The organism is Sphaerisporangium sp. NPDC005288 (assembly GCF_040607475.1).
Classification (GTDB): Bacteria; Actinomycetota; Actinomycetes; order Streptosporangiales; family Streptosporangiaceae; genus Sphaerisporangium; species Sphaerisporangium rhizosphaerae.
In genome coordinates, this window is sequence record NZ_JBEXGT010000042.1 from 37,633 (window position 1) to 62,417 (window position 24,785).

Below are 24,785 nucleotides of genomic sequence, written 5' to 3' on the forward strand. Positions count from 1 at the left end.
CGCCGTTAATCCGACGAAAGGACGAGCACGTGAGTGAGGCGGACCGCTCCGGGAAAATCGTCATCGACGCCTGGTTCTCCGGATACACCTTCCCGAACTTCCTGGAGCCGATCAAACAGCGGGCACGGGAGTTCGAAGAGCTCTACCCGCGTTATCAGATCAACGTGGGCAGCTCCTACTTCCAGAACCTGGCCGCGGACGTCGCCCAGGCCGCGCAGGAGGGCCGCCCGCCGACCATCGCCTCCTACTACAGCGGCGCCACCCAGCTCGCCCGCGACACCCTGACGAAGGACGGCAGGCCGCTGTTCACCTCGGTGGAGAAGGCGATCGCCGGGCGCACGGAGATCCTCGGCCAGCCCGTCGTGCTGGACGACATGGTCATCGCCGGCCGGAACTTCTACACCATCGACGGGACCTTCGCGGCGATGCCGGTGACCCTGTCGACGATGCACATGTACACCAACCTCACTCTGCTGCGCGCCGCCGGGATCCAGGAGGTGCCGCGCACCTTCCAGGAGGTCGAGGAGGCCTGCGCGGCGATCGCCCGGATGGACGATGCCCCTCCGCACCGGATCAGCTGGGCCAACGACGGCAAGTTCTTCCAGCAGATGCTCGCCCACCAGGGCGGTCTGCTGACCGACGCCGACAACGGCCGCGACGGGCGGGCCACGTCCGTCGACCTGCTGTCGCCGCAGATGATGGCCTTCGTGCTGTGGTGGTCGCGCCTGCACCGGGACGGCCACTTCCTGCACAGCGGCAAGCTCGAGGACTGGGCCGGGTGCGCGCAGGCGTTCAGGGAGCAGCGGGTCGTCTTCCGGTTCAGCTCCTCCTTCGAGGCCCCGTACATGGTCAAGGCCGGCCAGGAGCACGGCTTCGAGGTCGCGGTCACCCCGACGCCCTACAACGCCGAGTACCCCTTCGCCGGCAACTGGATCGGCGGTGACGGCATCTGGCTGCGCGACGGCCTCGACGAGGAGACCCAGGACGGCGCGCTGGCCTTCATGCAGTACCTCAACAACCCGCGCAACGCCGCCGAATGGCACAAGGTGTACGGCTCGGCGCCGGTCACCAACGCCGCCGCCGCGCTGCTGGAGGCCGAGGGCTGGTACGACGAGCACCCCTATCACCGGGTGACCACTGAGCAGCTGAACTCGACGACGGGGGTGCCGGGCGCGGAGACGCCGATCGTGGGGCACTTCGCGCAGATCCAGCACGCCATGATGTACGCCCTGGAGGACATCATGGCGCTCGGCGCGGACCCGGTCGAGCGCTTCACCCAGGCGGCCAAGGAGGCCGAGGAGCTGCTGGCGGAGTACGGCCGGCGCTGTCTGGTGAACGGACCGCGGCCGGCGCACTGCACGCTCATCGACAGCTGAGATCCCCCCTTTCGCTCCATCCGCCCTCCCGCGGCGGGACGGCCGGCGGTCCGACGAGGACCGCCGGCCGTTCGGCGTCCGGGGCGTTCGTGCACGAAGGCGTTCCGGCTCAGGTGGTCGATGCAGGGGCGTCAGGGTTCGCGGGCGTCCGATTCGCGGGCGTTTGGCGTCATGGGTGCCGGACGTGCGGAACGGCCGGCAGGGGGTTCCCTGCCGGCCGTTCGGCGGTCGACGATCGCGGGTCAGGCCTCGGGCTAGGAGCGCCCGGCCGGGACGCCGATCTTGCGGCCCTCGGTGTGGTACAGCCACATCTGCACCAGGATCAGGTTGAACACCCAACCGGTCCAGCGCGCCGCCTCCAGCATGTAGGTGAACCCGACCTCGAACGGAAGCCGCATCAGGACGTTGACGATCAGCACGCCCCAGATGTTGTTCATGATGATCGCGAAGCTGTAGAGCATGAACCGGCGGTGCAGGTCGATGCGGCCCTTGCGCGCCCAGATCACCGCCGTCACGGTGAAGATGATCCACAGGCTGGTCGCGGCGGCGACACCGATCTGCCCGACCGGCGGCGCGAAGGGCACCAGGATCAGGCCGACGATGCCGCCGATGACCGCGCCCGCCAGGTACAGGCGGCCGCTCGCGCGGTGGACCGCCGGGTGCTTCTTGCGCAGCCACGGCCACACCTGGAAGCACGCGGTCAGGATGGCCACGGTGCCGCAGATCATGTGCACCACGAGCAGCGGGTAGTAGGCAGGGAAGCCGTCGTGCGGCGGCGTCGGCGCCTTGCTCTCGGGCACGTACGGCGAGATCTGGTAGACCAGGTAGGTCACGACGACGGCCAGCAGAGGGGCGATCCAGGGCCGGCGCCACCACGACGTGGGCGTGCGGGAAGCGGCGGCCGGGGCCTGCGGGCGGGGCGGCGGGTCGGCCAGCCCCGTGGGGACGCCGGCCTTGTCGGTATCCAGTGTCACGGTTGTATTCCTCCTGCTGACGAGGCCCGGCATCGAGCCGCTGAGGTTCTCCCCCCGATGTGGCCGCGCCGGCGCCGCGGTGAGTTTCTCCGCGGTCCCGCCGGCGCGGGGCGCGCCCTAGGGGCGAAGGACGTAGCCGAGGTCCGGCGGCTGCTTGCCGGCGAGCACGTCGCCGAAGACCTCGACGATCGCCTCGGGTCCCTGGGCGTGCTCGATGGTCAGCCACGACGCCGTGCTGGTGAGGAAGCGCTCCTCGGAGGCGGCGTAGCGGGCGTAGTAGTTCTCCGGGCCCTCGGCCTCGGCGACCGCCCACTCCACCGCCGGGGTGAAGAACACCTCGGCCGCGGGGCCGCGCAGACCGGCCGGCGGGGGCACCTGCGCGCCGGGGTGGGTGAAGCCAATGAGCGTGGTGTTGACCAGTTTGTCGGCGAACCGGTCGGCGACCGCGAGCCGCCAGGTGGCCTCGCCGGTGAGGTCGACGAACACGGCCGGGCCGTCGATGGACACCGACGACAGGTCCTCGTAGGAGGCGACCGTGTCATACAGGCCGAGGCCGCCGACGAACGCGGCGTTGCGCGCCGAGGTGAAGCCGACCGTCGTCAGGCCGAGGCCGCGCGCGGCGGCCTCCTCGACCAGGCCGACGGCCACCTTGCTGGAGGCGCTGGTCAGCACGACGGTGCCGACGCCCGCCCCGGCCTGGCGCTGGAGCATGTCGGCCAGGTTGTAGGCCGCCGGGTAGACCGGGTGGATGAGCGTGCGCCGCTCGTCCAGCGCGTCAGGCTCCGCGGCCAGCTCGAAGTGCCAGTACCAGGGGTGCAGGAAGTGCCGCTGCGGCGTCAGGTCGGCGAAGCCGCGCGGGGTGACCTGCGGGGCCACCACGTGGTGGGTGGACATCGGCAGGTAGCCGTAGTAGCGGGTGCCGACGGCGATCTCCGGGTGGCGGGACTCCTCGACCCTGGCGTGTCCCCAGACGGGCACGCGGCCGTATCCCTCCGGGCCGGGGAAGGCGTCGAAGAAGGGGATGTCGGATTCACCGAAACGCGCGTAGGTGGCGTTGTTGGCCGTCAGGCCGAAGTTCTCCAGCGCGAGCCGGACCTGGCCCGGCTCGAGGCCAGGAGAGGACGCGTCCCGGATCTCGCTCACCGTCAGATCGTCGCGTTTGTAGACCAGATCCCATCTGTCGGGGTGAGACACAGCCATCTCCTTCTTTCGTCGCGCGCGGGCCGGCGGTCGCCGATGGACCGGGGCACCGGGACACCGCGGGGATGGGCACGCGGCCCACACCGCCACATCGTTCTCCGCGGGCTTCACACGGCGCATCTTCTGGATTGCGGCCTCCCTTTTCCGCCGCGCGCGGGCGGGCAACTGCGCAATACGGAATATGTGGGCGGGACCGCAGGACGCCACGCTATTGCTACCGGCTCGTGGATGGTGGCCGCCTGACCGTGGTGAGGCCGCTCGGCGCTACCGGTCGATCGAGTCCCAGTGAGCCCGAACGTCGAAAGGCACGTCACATGGTTGATTCAACGTCGAAGCAGGGCGAGGCCCGCACCCCGGTCATTCAACCGCAACTTCCCTCGCTCACCGGAATGCGGTTCGTGGCCTGTCTGTTCCCCTTCGCCTTCCACGTCCTCTGCACGACCATCTTCGCCGCCAAGGACTGGCACATGATGCCCGTTCCCGGCAACCTCGCGTCGTATTTCTGGGAGGGGAACTGGGCGAGCGTCAGCTTCTTCTTCCTGCTGAGCGGTTTCGTCCTCACCTGGTCGATGCGCCCCGGCGACACGACCGCGAAGTTCTGGCGGCGGCGCGTCTTCAAGATCTGGCCGAACCACCTGCTGACCTTCGTCGCCGCGGCCATCTTGTTCGGCACGGTGATGAAGATGACGTTCAGCCCCTTGGCCACCGTGCTCAACGTCACCCTGCTGCAATCGTGGTTCGCGCCGCTGGACATCTGGACCGCCTACAACTCGGTGTCCTGGTCGCTGTCCAACGAGGCGCTGTTCTACTTCCTGTTCCCGTTCTTGATCCGCTACATCGTCCGCATCAAGCCCGAGCGGCTGTGGGCGTGGGCGGCCGGCATCGTCGCGGTCATCTTCCTGGTTCCCCTCGTCGCCACCCTGCTGCCGGGCGCCGGCGGGATGTACCAGCCGTGGACCCAGTCGGCGCACCTGGAGTTCTGGTTCACCTCCAAGTTCCCGCCGGTGCGGCTGCTGGAGTTCGTCCTGGGCATCGTCATGGCCCGCATCGTCATCACCGGCCGGCGGGTGCCGCTCGGCGTCGGCGGCTCGGTCGCGCTGACCGTCTTCGCCTACTTCGTCGGCCCGCACCTGCCGCTGACCTACCCGCAGGCGGCGGCCACGGTGATCCCGCTCGCGCTCCTCATCGCCAACGGGGCCATCTCGGATGTCAACCGCCGGCCGAGCTGGCTGCGCAGCCGGGTCATGGTGTGGGCCGGCGAGGTGTCCTTCGCCTTCTACATGTGCCACCTGCTCGTGGTGATCTTCGGCACGATGTGGCTGACCGGCGGCAAGAGCTACAGCACGCCGGTGGGGCTCGGCATCGTCGCGCTGCTGTTCGTGATCTCGCTGGCGATAGCGGCGGCGATGTTCCACCTCGTGGAGACGCCGATCATGCGCCGCTTCGCCACCTCCCGCTCCCGCACCCGCCACGTCACGGCCGCCACCCCCGCGACCGCGCCGGCCACCACCCCCGATCCCCCCGCCCTCACCGGCGCGGGCGCCTCCTCCTCGCCCGACGCCTGACCGCCCCTCGCGGACACCGGCGCCCCGTCACCGCGCGGCCGGCGCCACCCGCGCCCCCACGACGACGGCGCCCTCCTCCACCGGCTCGACCTTCCCCGAGCCACTCGAGGAGGGCGTCGTCAAGTCTTGCGTGCCCACCGCACGCGGCCCGCGTCCGCCAGGTTCCTGGAGCGCCGGCTCGACGTTCCAGTCGCGCGACGGAGCGGCCCGCGCCCTTGCGATCCTCGCCCGCCGTAACAACGACCTCGCCGAAGAGGTGCTCACCGAGGAACTGCCGTGGACGACCTGGCTGCCTGACACCGAGCGGCATGTCTGCGTGGCAGAACTGCTCGGACACCTGGTCGCCGGAGCGGACACGGGCGAGCTCGTTCCTTTCAGCCGCGCACTCACCTCCTGGCGATCCACCGCGATCGCCTGGAGTGATCCGGACGTCGCCCACCATCTGCAAGGCCCCTTCCCCGGCGACGGCGGTGAGGCCACCCGCCCGGCCGTTCCTTCCCCATGACCGGCCGAGGAGACGAGGTGCTCCGCCCCAAACCCTGGGTGGTGCGCTTCGCCGACCGCAAGGCGGCTGAAGGGTGGCAGCACCTGGACGACGAATCGCCGCGGCGTCCTTGGGGGCGCCGCGGCGATTCGCGTTCTCTGGATCCGTCCGCGCGTGGCGCGCGGCGGGGTGGTGAAGTCAGCCGAACAGGGGGCGGATCTCGATGCCGCCGCGCCAGGTGCCGGGGCTGAGCTTGGCGATCTCGACCGCGTGGTCGATGTCACGGGCCTCGATCACGGTGAAACCGCCGAGCACCTCCTTGGCGTCGATGAAGGCGCCGTCGGTGACGCCGTCGCTGCGGACGGCCTTGGCGGTGGTGCTGGGCTGGAGGGCGTACCCGGCGACGATGCTCGCGCCGAGCTCCTCGATCTTGCCGGCGTAGGCGCCGTGCGCCTCCAACTCCTCCTGCGGGGCCTCCGACCAGTCGGCGGGGGTGGGCGCGTAAAGCAGAACTGCGAACTGAGGCATCTCAGGCTTCCTCTCGTTGTCGTTTCATCTACAACGAACCGGCTACCACCGCATGGTGATCACTTATTGGTCGATGGTACGGTCCGAGTCTTTCGGCGTCCGGCGATCGACCGGTTCGGCAGATCGCAGGACGGGATCGAGACGGCGTGGCGCGCCCGTGGGGCGCGTGGCGCGTCCCGGTGTCGCCGGGAGCCTCGCGGGCTGTCGCTCCGCCAGGCTCCCGGCGCGAGCGCTAGGACTCGTGTCCGGCCACGGCGACCTGGTCGCGCGACGCCTGCGCACTCGCGTGCGCCTCGCCGTCGGACGCGCCGCCGGGCTGGGCCTCGCCGGCCGCCTGTGACGGGCCGCCGGCCTCGCCGCCGTCCTGACCGGCCGGAGGCTGCCCGAAGGCGGGCAGGTCCTTCAGCACGACGGCGTTGAGGATGGCGACGCCGAGGACGACCAGGGCGCTGATGGCCGCCACCACGTGCAGGCCGCTGGTGAAGGCCGCATGGGCGGGGGCGAGCAGCGTCTCGGCGACCTGCCCCGGCAGGCCGCCGGCCGCGGCCGCGGCCCCGGAGACGCTCTCGCGCGCCGCTCCGGCCGCGGCGGCGGGGACGCCGGCGGGGATGGCGTCGGCGACCTGCGTGCGGTACACCAGGGTGCCGATGGTGCCGACCGTGGCGATGCCGAGCGCGTACCCGAACTCGTTGGAGATCTGCGCCAGCGACGACGCCGAACCGGCCTTCTCCGGCGGGACGGACCCGACGACCAGCCCCATGCCCAGGGTGAGCAGCGGGCCGCCGCCGAGGCACCAGACGGCGTAGCCGATGATCATGCCGGCCGCCGAGGTGGAGAAGCTGAGGATCGTCAGGCCGGCCACCACGATGACCAGGCCGCCCGCGATGAGGTGGGCGGGCTTGAAGCGGCCGCCGAGCTGCGGGCCCACGGTGACGCTGACGATGCCGAGCAGCAGGCCGGGGAGCAGGCCGAGACCGGCCTGCAGGGGCGTCATGCCCGCCACGGTCTGGAAGTACTGGGCGATGAACAGCATCGTGGTGCCGGTGAGCGCGCTGTAGAGCAGCATGCTGCCCAGCTCGGTGTTGAACATCTTGTTGGTGAACAGCCGCAGGTCGAGCAGCGGGTCGCTGAGCGCGCGCTGACGGCGCAGGAACACCACCGCCATGACCAGGCCGAACACCAGGGCGACGAGCGGGATGGTGTTCCAGCCGGTGCGGGCGAGCTCCTTGATGCCGTAGATGACCGGCAGGACCGCCGCGAGGGACAGCGCCACGCTGGTGAAGTCGATCTTGCCTGCGTCGGGGTTGCGGTACTCGGGCAGCAGGATCGGGCCGGCGATGAGCAGCAGCACCATCGGCGGCACGCCCAGCAGGAAGACCGAGCCCCACCAGAAGTGCTCCAGCAGCACGCCGCCGACGACCGGGCCGATGATCGCGCCGATGGAGAAGGACCCGGCCCACACGCCGATCGCGGTCGCGCGCTGCTTGTCGTCGCGGAACATGTTGCTGATCAGCGAGAGCGTGGACGGGCCGAGGGTGGCGCCGGCGATGCCGAGCACGGCCCGCGCGATGATGAGCGTGATGGCGCTGGTGGAGTAGGCGGCCACGATGGAGGCCAGGCCGAACGCCGCCGCGCCGATGAGGAGCAGCTTGCGGCGGCCGATGCGGTCGCCGAGGTTGCCCGCGGTGATGAGGAAGCCCGCGACCATGAACCCGTAGATGTCCACGATCCAGAGCTGCTGGGTGCTGTTGGCGCCGAGCTTCGCGCTCACCTCGGGTAGCGCCAGGAGCACCACGAAAATGTCCAGGGCGACGAGGATGGCGGGCAGGGCCAGCACCGCCAGGCCCACCCACTCCCGTCGTCCGGCCTTCAGCCGCACTTCGTCGGTCACTATCTTGTCCTCTCTTCGTCGGCCGCACACCAGCGGCGTGGCCGCTTGAGCCGGGTGCTGCGATTTACAGGGCTGTGCTCGCTATCGGACCGGTCTTCCTGCTCCCGGGGGACGGGACCGTCCCGGAGGACGAGGCGTACCGGCCATGGACTTCCAGCAGCGGCGCCCCCTTCCCCAGGGATCCGAGATCGGGTGATCACGCGGGCGGCGCCTGCGGGGTGGGAGGGACCCGGACGAACGGAGCGCCCAGGGAACGCCACCAGAGGACGCGGCGGGACACCGAGCGGCATTCCCGCACACCCCGCCTGAGAAGAGAGAAAGTGAGGAAATCACCGGACCGCCCTGCCGGCCTAACAAACCGGTCAGAGCGCGTCAGGAAAGGACACACCGACACCAGCCGACGCGATTCACTCCAAACTTGGCCACCGGTGGACGCCATAGGGCGAAACCTCCTCGGTAACTCCAAGTCAAGCCGTCTTGTCATGCTGGTCGGCACGCTCCTTTCCGCCGGCGGTGGCCGGGCCACGGCCATCCGCCCATGCTCTCCCCCAGCATTGTCTCCTCGCTCACCGGGCGGCACTTCTTCCAAAATGCTCTGTCATCGGAAACGTCATCGGAAACGCGCCGTTCACGCGGCCCGCAACGGCGCGGGGGCGGCGGCCCGGGTGGCCCGCAGGGGCACCGCGGGGGCGGCCTGGGCGGCGGGCTCGTGAGCGGAGGCCGCGGCCCGCGCGCGGCTCGACGAAGCCGCCTCGACGATGCGTTCACGCCCGAGGTTGCCCCGGACGAGCAGATCGGCCAGCACGCCGGACGCGGTGGCGCCGCCGGCGCGCAGGGCGCCCGCCGCCGCGGCCAGCTCGAGCGCCACCGCCTCCAGCACGGCGGCGACCGGCTCGGCGTTCTGCAGCAGGATGTCGCACCACAGGGACGGGGCGCCGCCGGCGATGCGGGTGGTGTCCCCGAGCCCCGCCCCGGCCAGCGACAACGTCGTGTCGTCCGCGGCGGCGAAGTGGGCGGCGAGCGCGGCCGAGACCACGTGCGGCGCGTGCGAGACGGCGGCCACGACCTCGTCGTGGGCGCCGGGGGCGACCACCTGCGCCTCCGCGCCGCAGATTTCTACCAGACGGGCGACCAGCGCGATCGCCTCCGGCGAGGTACCGGCGTGCGGGCACAGGGCCCAGGGGCGGCCGGCGAACAGCTCCGCGCGGGCGGCGGCGGGGCCCGACAGCTCGCGGCCCGCCATCGGGTGTCCCGGGACGAAGCTCGCCAGGTCGCAGCCGGCGGGCTCCGCCTCGGCGGCGATGCGGCCCTTGGCGCTGGCCACGTCGGTGTAGGCGGCGCCGAGGCCACGGGCCTGCGCGTCGCGCAGGACGGGGACCACGGTGGACGGCGGAGTGGCGATGACCACGACGTCGGCGGGCGGGGTGCCCGGCCGAAGCGGCACGCCCGCGCCCATGCGCACCGCCTGGGCCAGCGAGGCGGCGTCCCGGTCCGACAGCGCCACCTGCACGCCGGCGCCGCGCAGGGCGAGCGCGACCGAGGTGCCGATCACACCGGTGCCGATGACCGTGACGCGGCGGACCGCGGGCGAGCCCGGTGTGCCGGCCGCCTTGACGTGCGATGGCGTGGCGCCCGCGATCGTGGTGATCACCATGACGTCGCTCCCCTTTTCCCTGTTCGTCTTCTCGCCGCTTCGGATGATCGGCCGGGCGGGATTTCCGGAGAACCGTCCCGCATCACCAACTGTGCGCCATCAGGGCGCCGGAGAAGGCGGAGAAGGAAGGCAGCAAGTTGCCGACCGCGATCCATTTCCTGTCACCGTCCCACTGGACCCCCGCACCGAAATGCCACCCGCGCCCGGCGGAAAAGGAAGACCCGCACAACGACCCCCATAACGTCCGAAGGCGCGTTACGAAGAGAGGGAAGGCGAGGGGAATGCCAGGTGCTCGGAGAAACGGGCATGGGAAAGACCTCACCGGCGTCGTCCCGGTGAGGTCTTCTGTGGTCCCGTGAGCGCTACACGGCGGCGGGGGCGAATTGGCCGGCGGTGCGGCCGGTGCCCGCGGGGCCGCGGTAGCACTGGGCGATGTCCAGCCAGTGGTCGGCGTCGGGGCCGACGGCGGTGACGGCGAGATCGTCGCGGTGGCGGCGCCGGGTGGCCAGCAGGCAGAAGTCCACGGCCGGGCCGGTGATGCGCTGCTCGGCGTCCTCGGGGCCGAAGGCCCACAGCTCGCCGGAGGGGGCGGTGAGCTCCCAGCGGAACTCCACCGGCGGCGGGGTGAGCCCGCGCGCCTGGTAGCCGAAGTCCTTGGTCAGGATCGCGAAGATGACCAGGTGCTTGATGCGGTCGGTGCGCTCCAGGGTCGCCCCGACGGCGTCGGCGATGTCCTGTCCGTGGGCGAACTGCTCCATGATGCCCGCGCAGGTCAGGATGATCGGCGGCAGCGGGTTGACCAGCCACGGCACCACCTGGCCGGCGGGGACGCCCGCGAGCGCGTCGACGACGAACGCGCGCTCGGCGCGCCAGCGGGCCAGCAGCACCTCGGGGGTGTCGCCTGCGTAGTCGGCCAGCGCGGCGTTCACCGCGCCGTTGAAGTCGTGCTCGGCGCCCGCGGCGATGGCCTTGAACTTCTCGGGGTCGGCGGCCGCGGTGCCGGCGATGCGGAAGATGAACGCCAGGTGGGCGATCTGGTCGGCCACCGTCCATCCTTCGGCGGGGGTGGGCAGCCGCCACTGGTCGGGGGTGAGGCCGGCGACCAGGTCGTCGAGTTGCTCACCTTCCGCGGTCAGGTCTGCGAGCACGGCATCCAGTTCGGACACGTGTCTCTCCTCTCACTGGTCACTGGTAAGTGGTGGGTGGTCGTCGGTCAAGCCGGATCACCGTGCGCCGGTCCGGATGAGGTGGCCGGTGACGGCCGTGCGGACGGCCGGCGCCGCCCGGTCGCCGGTCACGGCGAAGGGGACGGCGTCGTGGTGCGGAGCCAGGCGCCGACGCGGCGGGCCGCGGCGAAGCTCGCCCAGGACGTCAGCTCGACCAGGGCGCGGTCGCCGGGCGTCTCGGCGCGGAAGTCGGCGACGACCGAGGGGTCGATCTGGTAGGACGCCTTGGCGGTCAGCAGCGCGAGCCGGGCGGCAGGGTGCAGGCCGGGCGGCAGGGCGGACACGGCGGCGCCCGCCCATGCGCGGCTCGGCCCGGGCGGCTCGCCGTCCCAGGCCGAAAGCTCCGCGGTCACCAGCTCGCGGACCGGCTCGGGCACCGAGTGGCGGCCGGCCCGGTCCATCGCGGCGGCGGCCCGCGCGAACGCGCCGGCGATGAACGCGGTGCCCTCCGCCCACGCCAGGTCGGCGGGCAGCGGCGCGGGAGGCAGCAGCACCAGCGACGCGCCCGGCGCGGCGGCCCTGCGGGCGGCCGGGCGCATGACCAGGCCGAACATCCGCATCAACGGGCCGCGCGCCCTGCGGGGCACCTGCGGCGGCAGCAGGGACTCGCCGAGGAAGACGTTGACCATGCGGTTGAGGTACTGGAAGGTCACCGCGACCGCGGCCAGCTCGCGGGTCCGCTCCGGCGGCTCGGGCGGGGCGTGCCCGGCGGCCCCGGCGCGGGTGCCGCCGGCGAGCGCCCACGCGGCCACCCGGCGCAGAGCCGGGTCGGCGATCGCCTCGGCGCGGGCGTCGGCGATCTCGCGCGCCGGCCCGCCCGCCACCAGGCCGTCCATGGTGGCGCGGTGCACGTCGACGCAGTAGGGGCAGGCGTTGGCGGCCGACACCGCGGTGGCGACCGCCTCCTTGACCGACCGTTCCACGGTCCCGGCGGCCAGGAGCGACTCGCGCAGGATCCCCCAGGCGGCGGCGAGCGGCTCGGGGGCGGGCGAGTGCAGGACGATCGGCGGAGCCAGCATGCCGAAGTCCCGCCCGGCCTGCGCGTACACGCGGGCGGTCAGGCCCTCGGCCGCGTCCGGGTGCACCGGCGTGACGTGCCGGATCTGCGCCAGCACCCCGGGCAGCGTCACCCGGGTCAGCAGCTTGCCCATCGCTCCCTCTCTCCGCCCGCCGGGACCCGCCCGTTCACCTGCGCATCAGTTCGGGGATGAGCGGGGCGGCGGCCTTGCGGGCGGCGACGCCGCCGTTGGGGGCCGGGGCGCCATAGGTGACCTCGACGCCACGCTCGCGGGCGGCGGCGACGATGCCGGGGATGGCGCGCTCGGCCAGGGCGGAGATGGTCATCGCCGGGTTGACGGTGAGCGCTCCGGGAACGGCCGAGCCGTCGGTGACGAAGATGCCGGGGTGTCCGCGCACCTCGTGGCGGTCGTCCAGCGCGGAGGTCGCCGGGTCGTCGCCGATGCGGCAGGACGACAGTGGGTGGACGGTGTAGGCGCCAACCACGTCGTTGGTCCACGCGGCGACCTCGGCCAGCCCGTCGCGCTCGAGGATGTCCTTGCACTCGGCGTCGGCCAGGGCCCAGGCGCGCAGCGTCTGCGGGGTCGGGTCGTAGCGCAGGCGGCCGACGCCGAGCATCTGCTGCGACAGCCGGTCGGCGTTGCCGCGGGCCGGCGGCGGACCGAAGACGCCCTCGTTGTTGTCCTCGATCATCTGGAAGATGATCAGCCAGGAGCGCCAGCGCTTGAGCACTTCCTTCTTGTCCACGCCGAACCAGCTCACGCCCTCGGCGCCGGGGACCTGGGCGAGGATGGTGCCAAGGCCCGGCGGGAAGTAGAGCTGCTCCAGCGAGAAGCGCTCGAATTCGGGCAGCGAGCCGTCCAGGCGGTCCCAGTTGGCGACGACCGGCCCTCTGCCGATCTGGTTGGCCTCGTAGGCCAGGCCGTTGCCGCGCTCGAGGCCGAGGACGTCGCGCACCTTGTCCTCGTTGAGTATCGCGGTGTTGAGCCGCTCGCCGTTGCCGGAGAAGTACCGGCCGACCCCATGCGGCATCGCGCCGAGGTGGGGCTCGCTGCGCTGGAGGATGACGGGGGTGGCGCCGGCCCCGGCCGCCAGGACGATGATCTTGGCGTCGATCGTGCCCTCGCCCGTGGTGACCCGGTAGTCCTCGTCGTCGACGACCTGGTAGTGCACGCGGTAGCCGCCGTCGTCGGTGCGGGAGATGTGCTGCACCTCGTGCAGCGGGCGGATCTCGGCGCCGTGCGACAGCGCGGCGGGCAGGTAGGTGAACAGCAGCGACTTCTTGGCGTCGAAGCGGCACCCGGCCATCATCCAGTTGCAGTTCACGCACTGGGTCGGGTCGACGGCGACCGGCACCGGGTTGGCCGTGCGGCCGGCGTGGTCGCACGCCGCCGCCCACAGGCCGCCCGCGTAGGAGACGTCGTTCCACCCCTGCTGGTAGATCGGGATGGACTCCGCCACCCGGTCGTACCACGGCTCAAGGGTGTCGCGGCTGATGGCGGCGGGCCACATGCGCCGGCCGATGCTGCCGTGGCGCTCGAACACGAAGCGCGGCGCGCGGGGCATCGCGGCGAAGTACACGACGCTGCCGCCGCCCACGCAGTTGCCACCGAGGATGCTCATGCCGTCGCCGACGACGAAGTCGAAGGCCCGGGTGTAGGACGAGCCGAGCTTGAAGTCCTGGTCGAAGTCCTTGCCGGTGAGCCACGGCCCCCGTTCGAGCACGACGACCTTGGCGCCGCCCGCGGCGAGGTGGTAGGCCGCGATCGCGCCGCCGAAGCCGCTGCCGACCACGAGGACGTCGGTGCGTTCGGTGCTGCTCATGCGGGGCTCCCTGAGGGGGTCGTGGCCGGGTGCAGGCGGGCCAGCGGCCGGCCGTAGGTGTACTCGTCGAACCGCCACAGGCCGTCGGGGCCGGGCTTCTCGATGCCCAGCGCGATCAGGCCGGGGTGCCCCTGGGCGAGCGCGTCGGCGGTGTGCATGTGCGCCGCCGAGTCGAAGGCCATGTTGCTGAACAGGGCCAGGCTGACCCACAGGGCCTTCTCGGGGTGGCCGGGTGTCGTCAGCTCCTGTACCAGGGCGGTGCGGTGCTCGAAGGGCAGCGCGACGAACGGCGGGACGGACTCGTCCAGGGTGAGGCCGTGCTCGGCGGCGTAGGCGTCGGCGTGGGCGTCGAGGGCGGAGGAGAAGCCGTCCAGGCTCTCGGACAGACCGGTCGCGTCCCACTCCAGCAGCTCGATGGCGCCGGCCTGCACCGCTCCGCCGCCCTCGGCGGCTCCGGCGATGGCCCGGTCGTCCGGCGAGCGCTTCTCGCCGGGGACGATCGTGTCCGCGAACGCTTCGAGCGTCATCGTCTGGGCGTCTTTCCCCTCGGGGGTTGGCGACGGCATACGGGTTCCCTTCGTCGGTCCCGGGCGACGGCTGACCAGTTCAACGTTCAGGCACTCCCGTCCCCGTCGCATCTTCTGAGTTGCTTTCACATTTCCTCCCCGCAGGGGCCTCGGAAAGTGGATATCTGCAGGCAGGGGGGGCTTAGGGGTTGTCGCAGAAGGTTACGGACGCCAATTCTGATGACATGGCCGAGTGCCGTCGATGCGTCGTCGTCGAGCGTCGTCTTTCCCGGAAATTCACACGGTGACCGGGTGGGGTCCATTCACTGCAGTGAGGTGTGAGCAGATGACGGAGACTCTCGAGGACGAGTTCTCCCGTGGCGATTCGGGGTCTATTCCGGCAACACCTCCAATGCACGGGAGGAGCAATGGATAGCGCAATCGAACAAGCCGTCCTTCGTGTCGTCAGGAGCATGCACGAAAACCTTGGCGAGCAACTGACCATCAATGACATGGCGCGTACGGCGATGTTCAGCAAGTTTCATTTCTCCCGCGTGTTCCAGCGGGTCACCGGATTGTCGCCCGGCCGTTTCCTGTCCGCGGTGCGGCTGCAGGAGGCCAAGCGGCTCCTGGCGTCCACCTCGTTGACCGTCACCGACATCAGCCACCGGGTGGGGTACTCCAGTGTGGGGACCTTCAGCTCCCGGTTCACCAGCAGCGTCGGGGTCTCCCCGACCAAGTACCGCCAGCTCAAGATCGCCGCGCACGACACGCCGTTCGACGGCCTGGAGGAGCCGCCGGTGACCGGGCCGGTGACCACGACGATCAGAGGGGACATCTTCTCCCCGCTGGAGGACCAGCCGATCTTCGCCGGGCTGTTCCCCGACCGCATCCTCGAAGGCCGGCCCGTCCGTTTCACGGTCCTGCGCCGGCCGGGCCCGTACGTGCTGGAGGACGTCCCGCAGGGCGAGTGGCACGTGATGGCCCAGGCCATCGCGCCGGGCCGCGAGGACGCCCTGGACCACGCCCCCGGCGGGGACACCGCCGTCTGCATCGGCCGCCACGGCCCCATCACCGTCCGCCCCGGAACCCACACCAAGGTCGCCGACCTGTCGCTGCGCCCGATGCGCCCCCTGGACCCGCCCGTGCTGCTCGCCCTGCGCGACCTGCTGCCGGTGCAGGTCCCCCAGCTGATCCACTGATCCACCGAGATCCGGTGACCGAGAGCCGGAGAAAGGCGGGCGCCCCCTCCAAGGGGGCGCCCGCCTTTCGCGCGTTCTCCGTCAGGCGGGGTGGACGGTCATCGGCAGGCCGCCCCGCACCCGCAGGGACAGCATGGGCTCGGCGACCACCTCGTGCCCGGGGAGCTGGGTGAGCCGCAGGTCGCGGGCGACCATGGCGATGACGAACGTGGCCTCCATCATCCCCAGGTGGTTGCCGACGCAGAACCGCGGACCGGCGCCGAAGGGGATGTAGGCGTACCGCGGCCGGTTCACCGGCCGGTCCGGGTCGAAGCGCTCGGGGTCGAACCGGTCCGGCCGGTCCCAGAACGCCGGATGCCGGTGCAGCGTGTACGGGCTGATCAGCACGTCGGACCCGGCCGGCACGTGGTAGCCGCCGACCTCGTCGTCGCCCTGCGCCTCCCGGGGCAGCATCCACACCGGCGGGTAGAGCCGCATGACCTCCTCGACCACCATCGCGGTGTACCGCAGCCTGGTCAGGTCCTCGAAGACCGGCAGCCGGTCGCCGAGCACCTCGACCGCCTCGGCGCGCAGCCGCTCGCGGACCTCGGGGTGCCGGTCGATGAGGTGGAAGGTCCAGGCCAGCGTGCTGGCCGTGGTCTCGTGCCCGGCGAGCAGCAGGGTGACCAGCTCGTCGCGCATGCGCTGCCTGCCGACGCGCGGGTCGGCCTCCTGCCGGGTGGAGCCGATCAGGCGGGAGACGACGTCGTCGCCGAGGCCCTCGGGGCGGGCCAGCCGGTCGGCGACCAGGTGGTCGACGATGCGCTGCAGCTCGGCGCGGGCGCGGCGGAAGCGCAGCTGCTTGGGCAGCGGCACCCACATCGGCACCTTGCTCAGCGTGATGAGCTCGAACATCGCCTGGTCCTGGACGGCCTCGAAGGAGTGGCCGATCGAGCTGAACGCGCCGAGGTCGGCGTCGAGCAGGGTGCGCCCGAGCACACCGAGGCTGAGCCAGGTCATCTCCTGCACGACGTCGACCGGATCGCCGCCGGTGTGCGAGCGCAGTCGCTCCACCAGCCCGGCCGCCTCCGCGGCGATGACCTGGTCCATCCGGGAGATCCGCTTGTTCTGGAACACCGGCTGGATCATGCGGCGCTGTTTGCGCCACAGCTCGCCCTCGCTGGTCAGCAGGCCGTCGCCAATGGCGCGCCGTGCCTGGACCAGTCCCACGCCCTTGTGGTAGTTGCCGCTGTTGTCGGCCAGCACATGCTTGGCGTGGTCGGGATGGTTGAAGAAGTACAGAGTCTTCGGCCCGATGCGCAGCCGGGCCGCGTCCCCGTAGGTCGCGGCCAGGTTCATCAGCGCGAGACGGTCGCCGGCGAGCTTCTTGAACAGCCCCGGCCCCGCCCACAGCGGGGGGCCCGGAGGCACCCGGCGGGCGGACGGCGTCCGCCCGGACGCCTCGCCGCCCTCGCGCGCCGGTCCGGCCTTGGGTCCGGTGAGGGTCACTGCGGCACCTCGCTCCAGTCGGGGCTCATCTGGCGCACCTTGCCCTTGAAGAAGAGCAGGCCGTCCCGGTCGGTCGGCTGCAGCAGGGTGATGACCCTGCCGATGAAGATGGTGTGGTCGCCGCCGTCGTAGGTGCGCCACACCTCGCACTCGAAGCTGGCGAGGGTGCCGGTGAGCAGCGGCGCGCCGGTCTCCTCGCCGGGAACCCAGTCGACCTTCTCGAACTGGGCCGCGCCCAGGGGACGCCAGCGGTTGGCGAAGTGCATCGCCTCGGGCTCCTGGTGCGCGGCCAGCACCGACACCCCGAAGTGGCCGGTGTCGGTGAGGCACTGGTGCATCATCGCGCCCCGGTCGACGCAGACCAGCAGCAGGGGCGGGTCGAGCGAGACCGAGGTGAAGGAGTTGGCGGTCATGGCGTGCGGGACGGCGCCGCCCGTCGTCACCACGGTGACGCCGGTGGCGAACGTCCCGAACGCGCGCCGCAGCGACTTCGCGTCCGCCACCGGGCGGGTCCGCGTGGATTGTTCGACGTTCACGCTGTCCTCCTGGCTGACTGTCGGGGGCCGCGCCTATGAGGCATACGGTTCGAGCGCCCGTGCCAAGGCGTCGGGGACCCTGGACGGGACCGTGCGGGTGTTGGGCCCGCGCATGCAGGCGATCCGCTGGCGGCCCCGGGCGATCAGCACCTCGGATCCGTCGGGGTCGAGCCGGACGTAGTCGAAGCTGAACTCCACCTGGGTCTGGGCCAGCTCCTGCAGCCGCATCCTGATGGACAGCTCGCTGAAGGCCGTGATCTCGGCGAAGAACTCGCAGTCGACCTTCAGCGTGAACAGCTTCAGGTCGTCCTGGAGGTCGGCGAGCACCTCCGGCGCCCGCTCCTTGAGGAACATCTCCCGGCAGCGTCCCTGCCAGCGCAGGTAGTTGACGTAGTAAACGTTCCCCACGATGTTGGTCTCTTCGAAGCCGACCGTGTGCAGGTATTCGTAGTACTTGCCCATCGGGCTAGGACCGCCCTTCCGTGTGGGACCGGGCCGCCCGGTGAGGGCGGCCCTTCCGCGTCGAAACCCCCATGCCCTACGACCGTCCCTCGGTGAGGACGGCGAACACGACCGGGCCGGGGGCGTCCCTGAGGGTCGTGACGAGCGTCGAGACGTAACCGCCTCCGCAGGCGAGCACCGCCCAGGCGCCCCGCACCTCGGGGGTGAGGGTGACCGGCGCGCTCGGCAGGACGCCGGCGGCGCGCAGTGCTCCCGCGGCGGCGAGCACCCGCGTCGCGGCCGTGTCGTACCCTTCGCCGGTCGCGGCGGCGAGCCGCTCGGCGAGGGGCGCGTGCGCGCCCAGCAGTTCGGCCCACTCCTGCGAGGTCCGCTCGGCGACCGGCTCGACGGCGGCGCCGGTCAGGCCCTCGGACACCACGGCCACGGTGACCCCGGCGCCGTGGGCGGCCGAGAGCGTGCGCCCGCCGTCGATCTCGGGCCGCCCGTCGGCGCCCTGGCGGACCTCGGCGGCGCGCCCGAGGGCGCGTCCCGCGGCCACGGCCGTCAGATCGTCGTCGGCGCCGGACCACGGCTCGACGGCGATCGCGGCGCGGGTCCCGGTCAGGTCCTCCACCGTGCGCTCCAGGTAGGACCCGAGCAGCGGGGCGACCCACGGGCCACGGCCGTCCTTCTTGCGGACCGCCTGCAGGCGCAGGCCCTCCCACCGTTCGACGACCTCGCCGGTCGCGGTGCGCACGGCGATGTCGTAGATGTAGGTGTCGCCCTCGTGGAACCGCTCGGTCGCGCAGTAGCGCAGTCGCCCCGCGTCGGCCAGGGCCGCGCCGCCGGGCCAGATGCGCTCGATGCCCACCGGCAGCAGGGTGGCTTCGGGGACGCAGACCTGGTTGCCGTGCATCAGCGCGTCGCGCATGCCGGGGTCGCCGAGCAGCAGCTCGCCGGACAGGTACCCGGCGAACCAGTCGCGCGCGTCCACGGCGGCCACGTCGGCGTCGACGTGGCGGGCGGCGGCCCGGTGGTAGCGGCGCAGCCGGTGGAACCGGCCGCCCTGGAACAGCGTGTCGCCGTACATCTCGGTCGCCGGGTCGAGCGGGACGGCCGGCAGGCCCTCGCCGATCTGGGCGGGCGGCCCGTCGGGGGCGCCCTGATCGGTGTAGCGCAGCCGGGCGCGGAAGTGGTCGACCTCGTACCCGGTCTCCGCGCTGCGGATGGCCACCTGCACCGTGTCGTCCTCGACGACGGTCGCGGCGACGCGGACGGTGGTGCTGCCCTCCGGCGGCACGATGATCGGCCGCAGGAACTCGGCCTCCTCGATGACCGGAGCCCTCTGCTCGCCGGTGGCGGCGGAGGCGACCTGCGCCATGGCCTCCATGCCGAACACCGCCGGGAACAGCAGGTTGCCGTCCAGGAGGTGATCGGCCAGGTAGAGGTCGGTGCCCGCGCTCATCTCGGCCTCGGTGACGAGCTCGACGCCGTGGTAGCGGATGAGCGCCTTGTCGACGAAGCGCAGCAGCGGCAGCTCGGGCAGGTCGCGGCGGACGGTGTCGATGCCCTCGGTGCGCCCGCTGATCACCACGACCGGCGGGACGTCGGGGTCGGCGACGAGCCGCCGCATGATCCGCACGCCCTGGTCGGGGGCGATCGGGACGATGCCCTGGCGGGACAGGCCCTCGACGACCGAGAGCTTCTCGCCCATGCCGACCTCCGACCAGACCGACCACTCCATGCAAATGGCGCGGCAGCCCTCGTTGGCCTCCCCCACGTCGCGGGTGAGGCCGGCCATCCAGTCGTTGGCGGTGGAGTAGTGCGCCTCGCCGTGCAGCCCGGCGCGGCCGATGATGCTGCCGAAGGTCACCAGCAGGCGCAGCCGGCCCGGCTCGACGGCGTCCAGCACGTTGCGCAGGCCGTCGATCTTGGGGGCGAAGGTGCGCCGGAAGGCGGCCATGTCCAGCGTGGTCAGCCCGCTGGGCTCGTTGCGGCCGGCGCCGTGCAGCACGGCGGTGACCGGCCCGAGGGCGGCCTCCAGCTCGGCGATCCCGGCGCGCACCGCGGCGGCGTCGGTGACGTCGGCCCTGGCGTAGTGGACGGCGACCCCGGAGTCGGCCATCCTGCGCAGGTTGTCGCCGAGCTCGGCGTCGGCGGCCGGGTCCGAGCGGCCGAGGATGGCGAGCTTGGCCCCGCTGTCGGAGGCGACGGCCAGGGCGCACTCGGCGGTGATGCCCTTGCCTCCGCCGGTGACCAGCAGGACGTCGCCTTCGCCCAGCGGGTGCTCGCTGCGGGCCGGGCTCACCGGCATGGCCCGCAGGGTCGGCACCCGCCGCACGCCCTCGGCGTCATAGAACGCCTCGGAGAAGCGCGTGGTGGCCGCCACCTCCTGCACGACCCAGCCGACCGCCTCGGGAGTCGCCGGCACGTGCGCGATGGTGGTGCGCAGGTGCGGGGCCTCCAGTTGCAGCGTCTTGGCCAGCCCGGCGGCGCCGCGGTCGTGCTCGACCAGGACGAACCGGGTGCCCGGGGCGGCGGCGACCGCCGACTTGGCGCCGAGCAGCGCCTGCTCCAGGTGCTCCTCCTGGCAGCCGGGCGGCAGCACCACCAGGATGCCGGAGCCGACCTTCCCGCGTTCGAGCGCCTCGCGCAGCGCCCCGGCGAGGGGTGCGTCCCCGGCCGTGTAGAGCTGCCAGGGGCCGTTCTCCTGCGGGGAGGTGCGCGCCGGGAGGGGAAGGACGTCCAGGTCGACGCTGAACGGCCGCGCCCAGGGCGCCGCGCCGGCCACCGCCGAGGCGGGGGCCGGCTGCTCGCCGTCGGCGCCGGCGACCAGCGCGTCCAGCGCCTCCGACAGCTCGCGCAGGCTCGCGGTGGCGAGGTTGGTCGGGGCCTTGGAGGCGGGCACGCCGAGCCGCTGGGTGGCCTGGTCGATGATGTGCATGACGGTGACCGAGCTGAGGTGCAGCTCGTCCAGCGGCCTGCTGTCCTCGCCGACCATCTCCAGCGGCAGCTCGGCCCGCTCGGCGGCCAGGCGCCGCAGCAGGTCGATGCTCGACTCGCCGCCCTCGCCCACCGGCCCGGCGTTCTCGGAGGCGACCGGCGCCACCGGCTGGGCGACGCGCTGCTGGACGGTGCCGTTGATCTGCACCTTCGGCGCCTGCTCGGTCGGGTTCTGGAAGTAGGTGAACTCGGCGCCGACCTCCAGCGGCCGGACGAGCCGGCCGTGGAACAGCTCGTCGTGCACGATCGGCACGCCGGCGACGTACGCGGCGCCGGCGACCCTGAGCAGGCCGGTCAGCGACTCGTCGTCGGTGTCCAGCGCGAGCGCCGGCACCTCGGTCACCGACGCGGCCAGGCCGCTGAGCACCCGGCCGGGGCCGACCTCGACCAGCAGGTCCAGGTCCTTGGCCGCCGCCTCGACGGCCTGGGTGAACAGGACGGGGGCGGTGATCTGGTCGCGCAGCAGGGCGCGGACGTCGGTGTCGGGCTGGAGCGTCTCCCCGGTCACCGTGGAGACCACCGGACGGGCGACCGGGCCGAACTCCTCCTCGGCCAGGTAGGCGTCCAATGCCTCGGCGGCCGGCGCGACCAGCGGCGAGTGGAAGGCGTGGGACACCGCGAGCTTGGTCCACTTCAGCCCGGCGTCGGCGGCCTTGCGGCCGAACGCCTCGATGGCGTCGAGCGGACCGGCGATCACGGTCTGCTCCGGGCCGTTGTACCCGGCGATGACGACCGGCAGCTCGCCGGCCAGCTCGGTCACCGTGTCCGGCGTCGCGCGGACGCTGGCCATGGTGCCCGAGGCGCTGTGCTCGGTCATGGCCTTGCCGCGGACGCCGGCGACGCGCAGCAGGCCCTCCTCGTCCAATGCCCCGGCCCAGTGCAGGGCCGAGATCTCGCCGAGGCTGTGCCCGACGGCGACGTCGGCCTCCACGCCGATCGTGGACAGGGCGCGCAGCCCGGCCATCGACCCGGTGACGATGCGCGGCTGGGCCACGGCCGTGGCCACCATGTCGCCGCTGGTGGGCAGCGCCGCCTGGAGGTAGATCTCCTCGACGTCGGGGAAGCGCCGGCGCAGCGCGCCGCCGCTGGTGCCCCGTCCCGACCCCTGCCCGGGGAACAGGAAGCCCACCCGGCCAGGCCCGTCGGCGTGGCCGAAGAAGGCCTTGCCCTCGGGGCTGAACAGGCGGGTCTCGCCCGCGTCCAGGGCTTCCAGCACGGTGCCCAGCCGCCGCTCGGCGTCCTCGGGAGAGGAGGCGATCACGGCGGCGCGGTAGGGCAGGTCGCGCAGGTCGCGCTGGAGGGTGGCGGCCAGGTCGGCGAGCTGGGCGTAGGACACCGTGATGACGAAGCCCGCCAGCTCGGCGACCCGCTCGCGCAGCGCCTCGGGTGAGGCGGCGTCGATGAGCAGCAGTTCGGCGTCCTGGAGGGAGGCGGCCAGGGTGCGGGTGCGCGTCGAGAGCGGCGCGCGCTTCCTCGGACCGGCCTTCTCCAGCACGACGTGGGTGTTGATGCCGCCGAAGCCCATGGCGGTGATGCCCGCGCGCACCGGGGCGCCGGCCGGCCAGGGCTCGGCCTTGCGCAGCGCGCGCAGCGTCGCCCCCTCGTCGGTCAGCACCTCGTGCGGCTCGACGCAGCCGATGGCCGGGGGCAGCACCTGCTCGTGCACGGCCATGGCGGCCTTGATGAGCCCGGCGACGCCGGCGGCGGCCTTGGCGTGGCCGATCATCCCCTTGATGGAGGTGACCGCCGCGCGGGTGGCCGAGGGGTCGGCCTCGGCCCTGGCCTCGGTGAGCGCCCGCAGCTCGGTGGCGTCGCCGACCGCGGTGCCGGTGCCGTGGCCCTCGAACAGCTCGACGGTCTCGATGCCGAACCCGGCCCGCTCGTAGGCGCGCCTCAGCGCGAGCTTGTAGCCGCTGACCTCGGGCCGGGTCATGCCGCCCTTGCCGTCGGAGGAGATGCCGTAGCCGGCGACGGTGGCGTAGACGCGGCGGCGGGCCTTGACGGCCTCGTCCTCGCGCATCAGCACGATCATGCCGCAGCCCTCGCCCGGCCAGAAGCCGTTGGAGTGCCGGTCGTACAGGCGGAACTCGCTCTTGGCCAGCGCGCCGGTCTTGGCGAAGCCGACGATCTCGAACGGGTCGATGGACAGGTCGACGCCGCCCGCGATGGCCACGTCGATGTCGCCGTCCTCCAGCGCCTTGCAGGCCGTCGTGACCGACAGCAGCGAGGAGGAGCAGGCGCCGTCGACGATGTAGCCGCCGCCGTTGAGGTCGAAGTAGTTGCAGATGCGGCCGGCGATGGTGTTGGCCAGGCCGCCGGCCAGGGTGTCCTCGTCGATGCCGGGGAAGGGCGCCTTGTAGGTGACCTCCAGGTCGGCGAGGAAGGTGGCGAGCCGGTCGTCGTCCCAGCCCTGCTCCTTGAGCTGGGCGGCGACGGTGCGCTTCACGTACGGCCAGCGCAGCCGCATCACGTTGGCGCGGGTGAACTCGCCGGTCAGGGTGTTGCCGACGACCACGCCGGTGCGCTCCCGCGGCAGTCCCTCCGCCGCGGGGAAGCCCGCGTCCGCCAGCGCCCGGCCCGCCGTGTCAAGGGCGAGCCAGTGCGTCAGGTCGGTCGAGCGGTACGTGCTGCCGCCGATCTTGTAGCCGACGCGGTCGAACTCGTACCCCTCGATGACCGCCGCCGTGCGGGCGTAGAAGGTGTCCGGATGCGCCGGGTCGGCGTTCCAGTAGTCCTCCAGCCGCATCCGCACGTCGGGCAGTCTGCGGAAGGCACGGCGACCGGCGATGGCGTTCTCCCAGAGGTCTCTGGGCGACGCGGCGTCCGGGTATCGGCACGCCATGCCGACGATCGCGATCCTGGTCATACCGTGGCGACCTTCTTGTCCGGGGCGGGCACCTGGTCGACGGGGAACTCCGCCACCGCCTTGAGCGCCGCCTGGGCCTCGCGCTCGTCGCGCGCCTTGTGTACGAAGTGGGCCGCCCAGAAGAACCCGCCGCGGATGGCGCAGACGCCGGCCGTGGCGAAGAACAGGGCGTAGGAGATGTGGATCGCGGTCAGCAGGCCGTACAGCGCGGCGACGCTGCCGCCGAAGAGCACCTGCATGGCGGGCCTTGAGGGGCTGGTGCCAGGGTCGGTGATCATGTAGTTGCTGAACAGCACGAACGCGACGCCGGTCATCATGCCGAGCGCGGCGGGGATGGAGGTGCCGAAGATCAGTCCGCGCACGATCGACTGGAGCGCGAAGACGCCCACCCATCCCATGATCAACGGCATCCTGTTGGTCAGCTTGCCGTTCAGCATCGTGCCGCCGAGGATGATGATGCAGGGGATGATCCAGTCGAACCACGTGTCGGTGTGCTCGGTGAAGTGGTACGGCGGGGCGATGCTGGCCCAGGGGAACAGCAGCAGGATCACCGCGATGCCGAAGTTCGACGGGTTCATGTAGTGCCGCAGCCGGCCCTTGACCGGCGCCCGGAGCACCCACTTGGCGCCGACCGCGACGACGATGCCGAACAACAGCACCCAGATCTGGTCGTTGACATACGTCAGCATGTTCATCGCGAGGCTGGTGATGTGCGCCGGGTACAGGAACGTCATCAGGCCCTTGAAGCCGCCGCCCTTGAAGCGCGGCTGGCGTCCCTCGACCTTGGCGCCGATGATCTCAAGGCCGATCTCGGTGGCGTACCCGGTGGCCAGGGCGATGAACGGCCACAGCCAGGGCTGCTCGAAGCCCAGCACGGTGTAGCCGAAGATGTTGAAGACCGAAATCGAGATCGCGAAGTTGCGCAGGGCGGTGACAACTTTGGGGTCGTGGCGCGGCGGCGCGGCGGGCTTGGACTCGGCCGCGCTGGGCTTTGACTCAGCCAT

General features: G+C 72.0%; 18 protein-coding genes. 4 read left to right on the plus strand and 14 right to left on the minus strand.

Features of this window, described 5'->3' with window-relative positions; all coding sequences use genetic code 11:
- Positions 1-29: 29 nt before the first annotated feature.
- Positions 30-1,376 carry an extracellular solute-binding protein gene (locus ABZU32_RS31660; protein WP_354927824.1) on the plus strand — a complete coding sequence of 449 codons (1,347 nt, stop codon included), beginning with the start codon at positions 30-32 and terminating at the stop codon, positions 1,374-1,376.
- Positions 1,377-1,630: 254 nt separating this feature from the next.
- On the opposite strand, the gene ABZU32_RS31665 is transcribed toward ABZU32_RS31660, so the two are convergent.
- Positions 1,631-2,350 carry a DUF2306 domain-containing protein gene (locus ABZU32_RS31665; RefSeq protein ID WP_354851740.1) on the minus strand — a complete coding sequence of 240 codons (720 nt, stop codon included), beginning with the start codon at positions 2,348-2,350 and terminating at the stop codon, positions 1,631-1,633.
- Positions 2,351-2,467: 117 nt separating this feature from the next.
- Positions 2,468-3,544 (minus strand): DUF2855 family protein, encoded by a 1,077-nt coding sequence (locus ABZU32_RS31670; RefSeq protein ID WP_354927827.1) that lies wholly within the window; start codon positions 3,542-3,544, stop codon positions 2,468-2,470.
- Between the two features lie 320 nt (positions 3,545-3,864).
- Here ABZU32_RS31670 and ABZU32_RS31675 point away from each other — a divergent pair, with 320 nt between their 5' ends.
- Both ABZU32_RS31675 and ABZU32_RS31680 read left to right on the plus strand, forming a co-directional pair.
- On the plus strand, positions 3,865-5,115 hold the full coding sequence (locus ABZU32_RS31675; RefSeq protein ID WP_354927830.1) for an acyltransferase: 1,251 nt from the start codon (positions 3,865-3,867) through the stop codon (positions 5,113-5,115).
- 130 nt (positions 5,116-5,245) lie between these two features.
- Entirely contained in the window at positions 5,246-5,620 is a 375-nt protein-coding gene (locus tag ABZU32_RS31680) for a hypothetical protein (RefSeq protein WP_354927833.1), read from the plus strand.
- 177 nt (positions 5,621-5,797) lie between these two features.
- On the opposite strand, the gene ABZU32_RS31685 is transcribed toward ABZU32_RS31680, so the two are convergent.
- The 7 genes from ABZU32_RS31685 to ABZU32_RS31715 all read right to left on the minus strand — a co-directional run bounded on the left by ABZU32_RS31685 (position 5,798) and on the right by ABZU32_RS31715 (position 14,305).
- On the minus strand, positions 5,798-6,127 hold the full coding sequence (locus tag ABZU32_RS31685; protein WP_354851748.1) for a YciI family protein: 330 nt from the start codon (positions 6,125-6,127) through the stop codon (positions 5,798-5,800).
- Between the two features lie 232 nt (positions 6,128-6,359).
- Entirely contained in the window at positions 6,360-8,018 is a 1,659-nt protein-coding gene (locus tag ABZU32_RS31690; RefSeq protein ID WP_354927836.1) for an MFS transporter, read from the minus strand.
- Between the two features lie 628 nt (positions 8,019-8,646).
- Positions 8,647-9,672, minus strand: a complete 1,026-nt coding sequence (locus tag ABZU32_RS31695; RefSeq protein WP_354927839.1) for a prephenate dehydrogenase — start codon at positions 9,670-9,672, stop codon at positions 8,647-8,649.
- Between the two features lie 362 nt (positions 9,673-10,034).
- Positions 10,035-10,838, minus strand: a complete 804-nt coding sequence (locus ABZU32_RS31700; RefSeq protein ID WP_354851754.1) for a TIGR03084 family metal-binding protein — start codon at positions 10,836-10,838, stop codon at positions 10,035-10,037.
- 128 nt (positions 10,839-10,966) lie between these two features.
- On the minus strand, positions 10,967-12,049 hold the full coding sequence (locus tag ABZU32_RS31705) for a carboxymuconolactone decarboxylase family protein (protein ID WP_354927842.1): 1,083 nt from the start codon (positions 12,047-12,049) through the stop codon (positions 10,967-10,969).
- Positions 12,050-12,083: 34 nt separating this feature from the next.
- A complete protein-coding gene (locus tag ABZU32_RS31710; RefSeq protein ID WP_354927845.1) occupies positions 12,084-13,739 on the minus strand; it encodes a GMC family oxidoreductase in 1,656 nt (551 codons plus the stop codon).
- Entirely contained in the window at positions 13,736-14,305 is a 570-nt protein-coding gene (locus ABZU32_RS31715; protein WP_354927848.1) for a DUF5987 family protein, read from the minus strand. Before ABZU32_RS31715 ends, ABZU32_RS31710 begins: the two co-directional genes overlap by 4 nt.
- Positions 14,306-14,718: 413 nt before the next feature.
- On the opposite strand from ABZU32_RS31715, the gene ABZU32_RS31720 reads away from it, so the two are divergent.
- Complete coding sequence (locus ABZU32_RS31720) at positions 14,719-15,447, plus strand: helix-turn-helix transcriptional regulator (RefSeq protein ID WP_354927851.1); 729 nt, start codon at positions 14,719-14,721, stop codon at positions 15,445-15,447.
- Positions 15,448-15,528: 81 nt separating this feature from the next.
- On the opposite strand, the gene ABZU32_RS31725 is transcribed toward ABZU32_RS31720, so the two are convergent.
- From ABZU32_RS31725 to ABZU32_RS31745, 5 genes are all read right to left on the minus strand, one after another.
- Positions 15,529-16,935 carry a cytochrome P450 gene (locus tag ABZU32_RS31725; protein WP_354927854.1) on the minus strand — a complete coding sequence of 469 codons (1,407 nt, stop codon included), beginning with the start codon at positions 16,933-16,935 and terminating at the stop codon, positions 15,529-15,531.
- Positions 16,932-17,471 carry a flavin reductase family protein gene (locus ABZU32_RS31730; protein ID WP_354851765.1) on the minus strand — a complete coding sequence of 180 codons (540 nt, stop codon included), beginning with the start codon at positions 17,469-17,471 and terminating at the stop codon, positions 16,932-16,934. Before ABZU32_RS31730 ends, ABZU32_RS31725 begins: the two co-directional genes overlap by 4 nt.
- Positions 17,472-17,504: 33 nt before the next feature.
- The gene (locus tag ABZU32_RS31735; protein ID WP_354851767.1) at positions 17,505-17,933 is read right to left on the minus strand and encodes an acyl-CoA thioesterase; all 429 of its coding nucleotides are present in this window, start codon (positions 17,931-17,933) and stop codon (positions 17,505-17,507) included.
- A gap of 76 nt (positions 17,934-18,009) precedes the next feature.
- Positions 18,010-23,781 (minus strand): type I polyketide synthase, encoded by a 5,772-nt coding sequence (locus ABZU32_RS31740; RefSeq protein WP_354927857.1) that lies wholly within the window; start codon positions 23,779-23,781, stop codon positions 18,010-18,012.
- The gene (locus tag ABZU32_RS31745) at positions 23,778-24,785 is read right to left on the minus strand and encodes an enediyne biosynthesis protein (RefSeq protein WP_354851771.1); all 1,008 of its coding nucleotides are present in this window, start codon (positions 24,783-24,785) and stop codon (positions 23,778-23,780) included. The genes ABZU32_RS31740 and ABZU32_RS31745 overlap by 4 nt, the downstream gene beginning before the upstream one ends.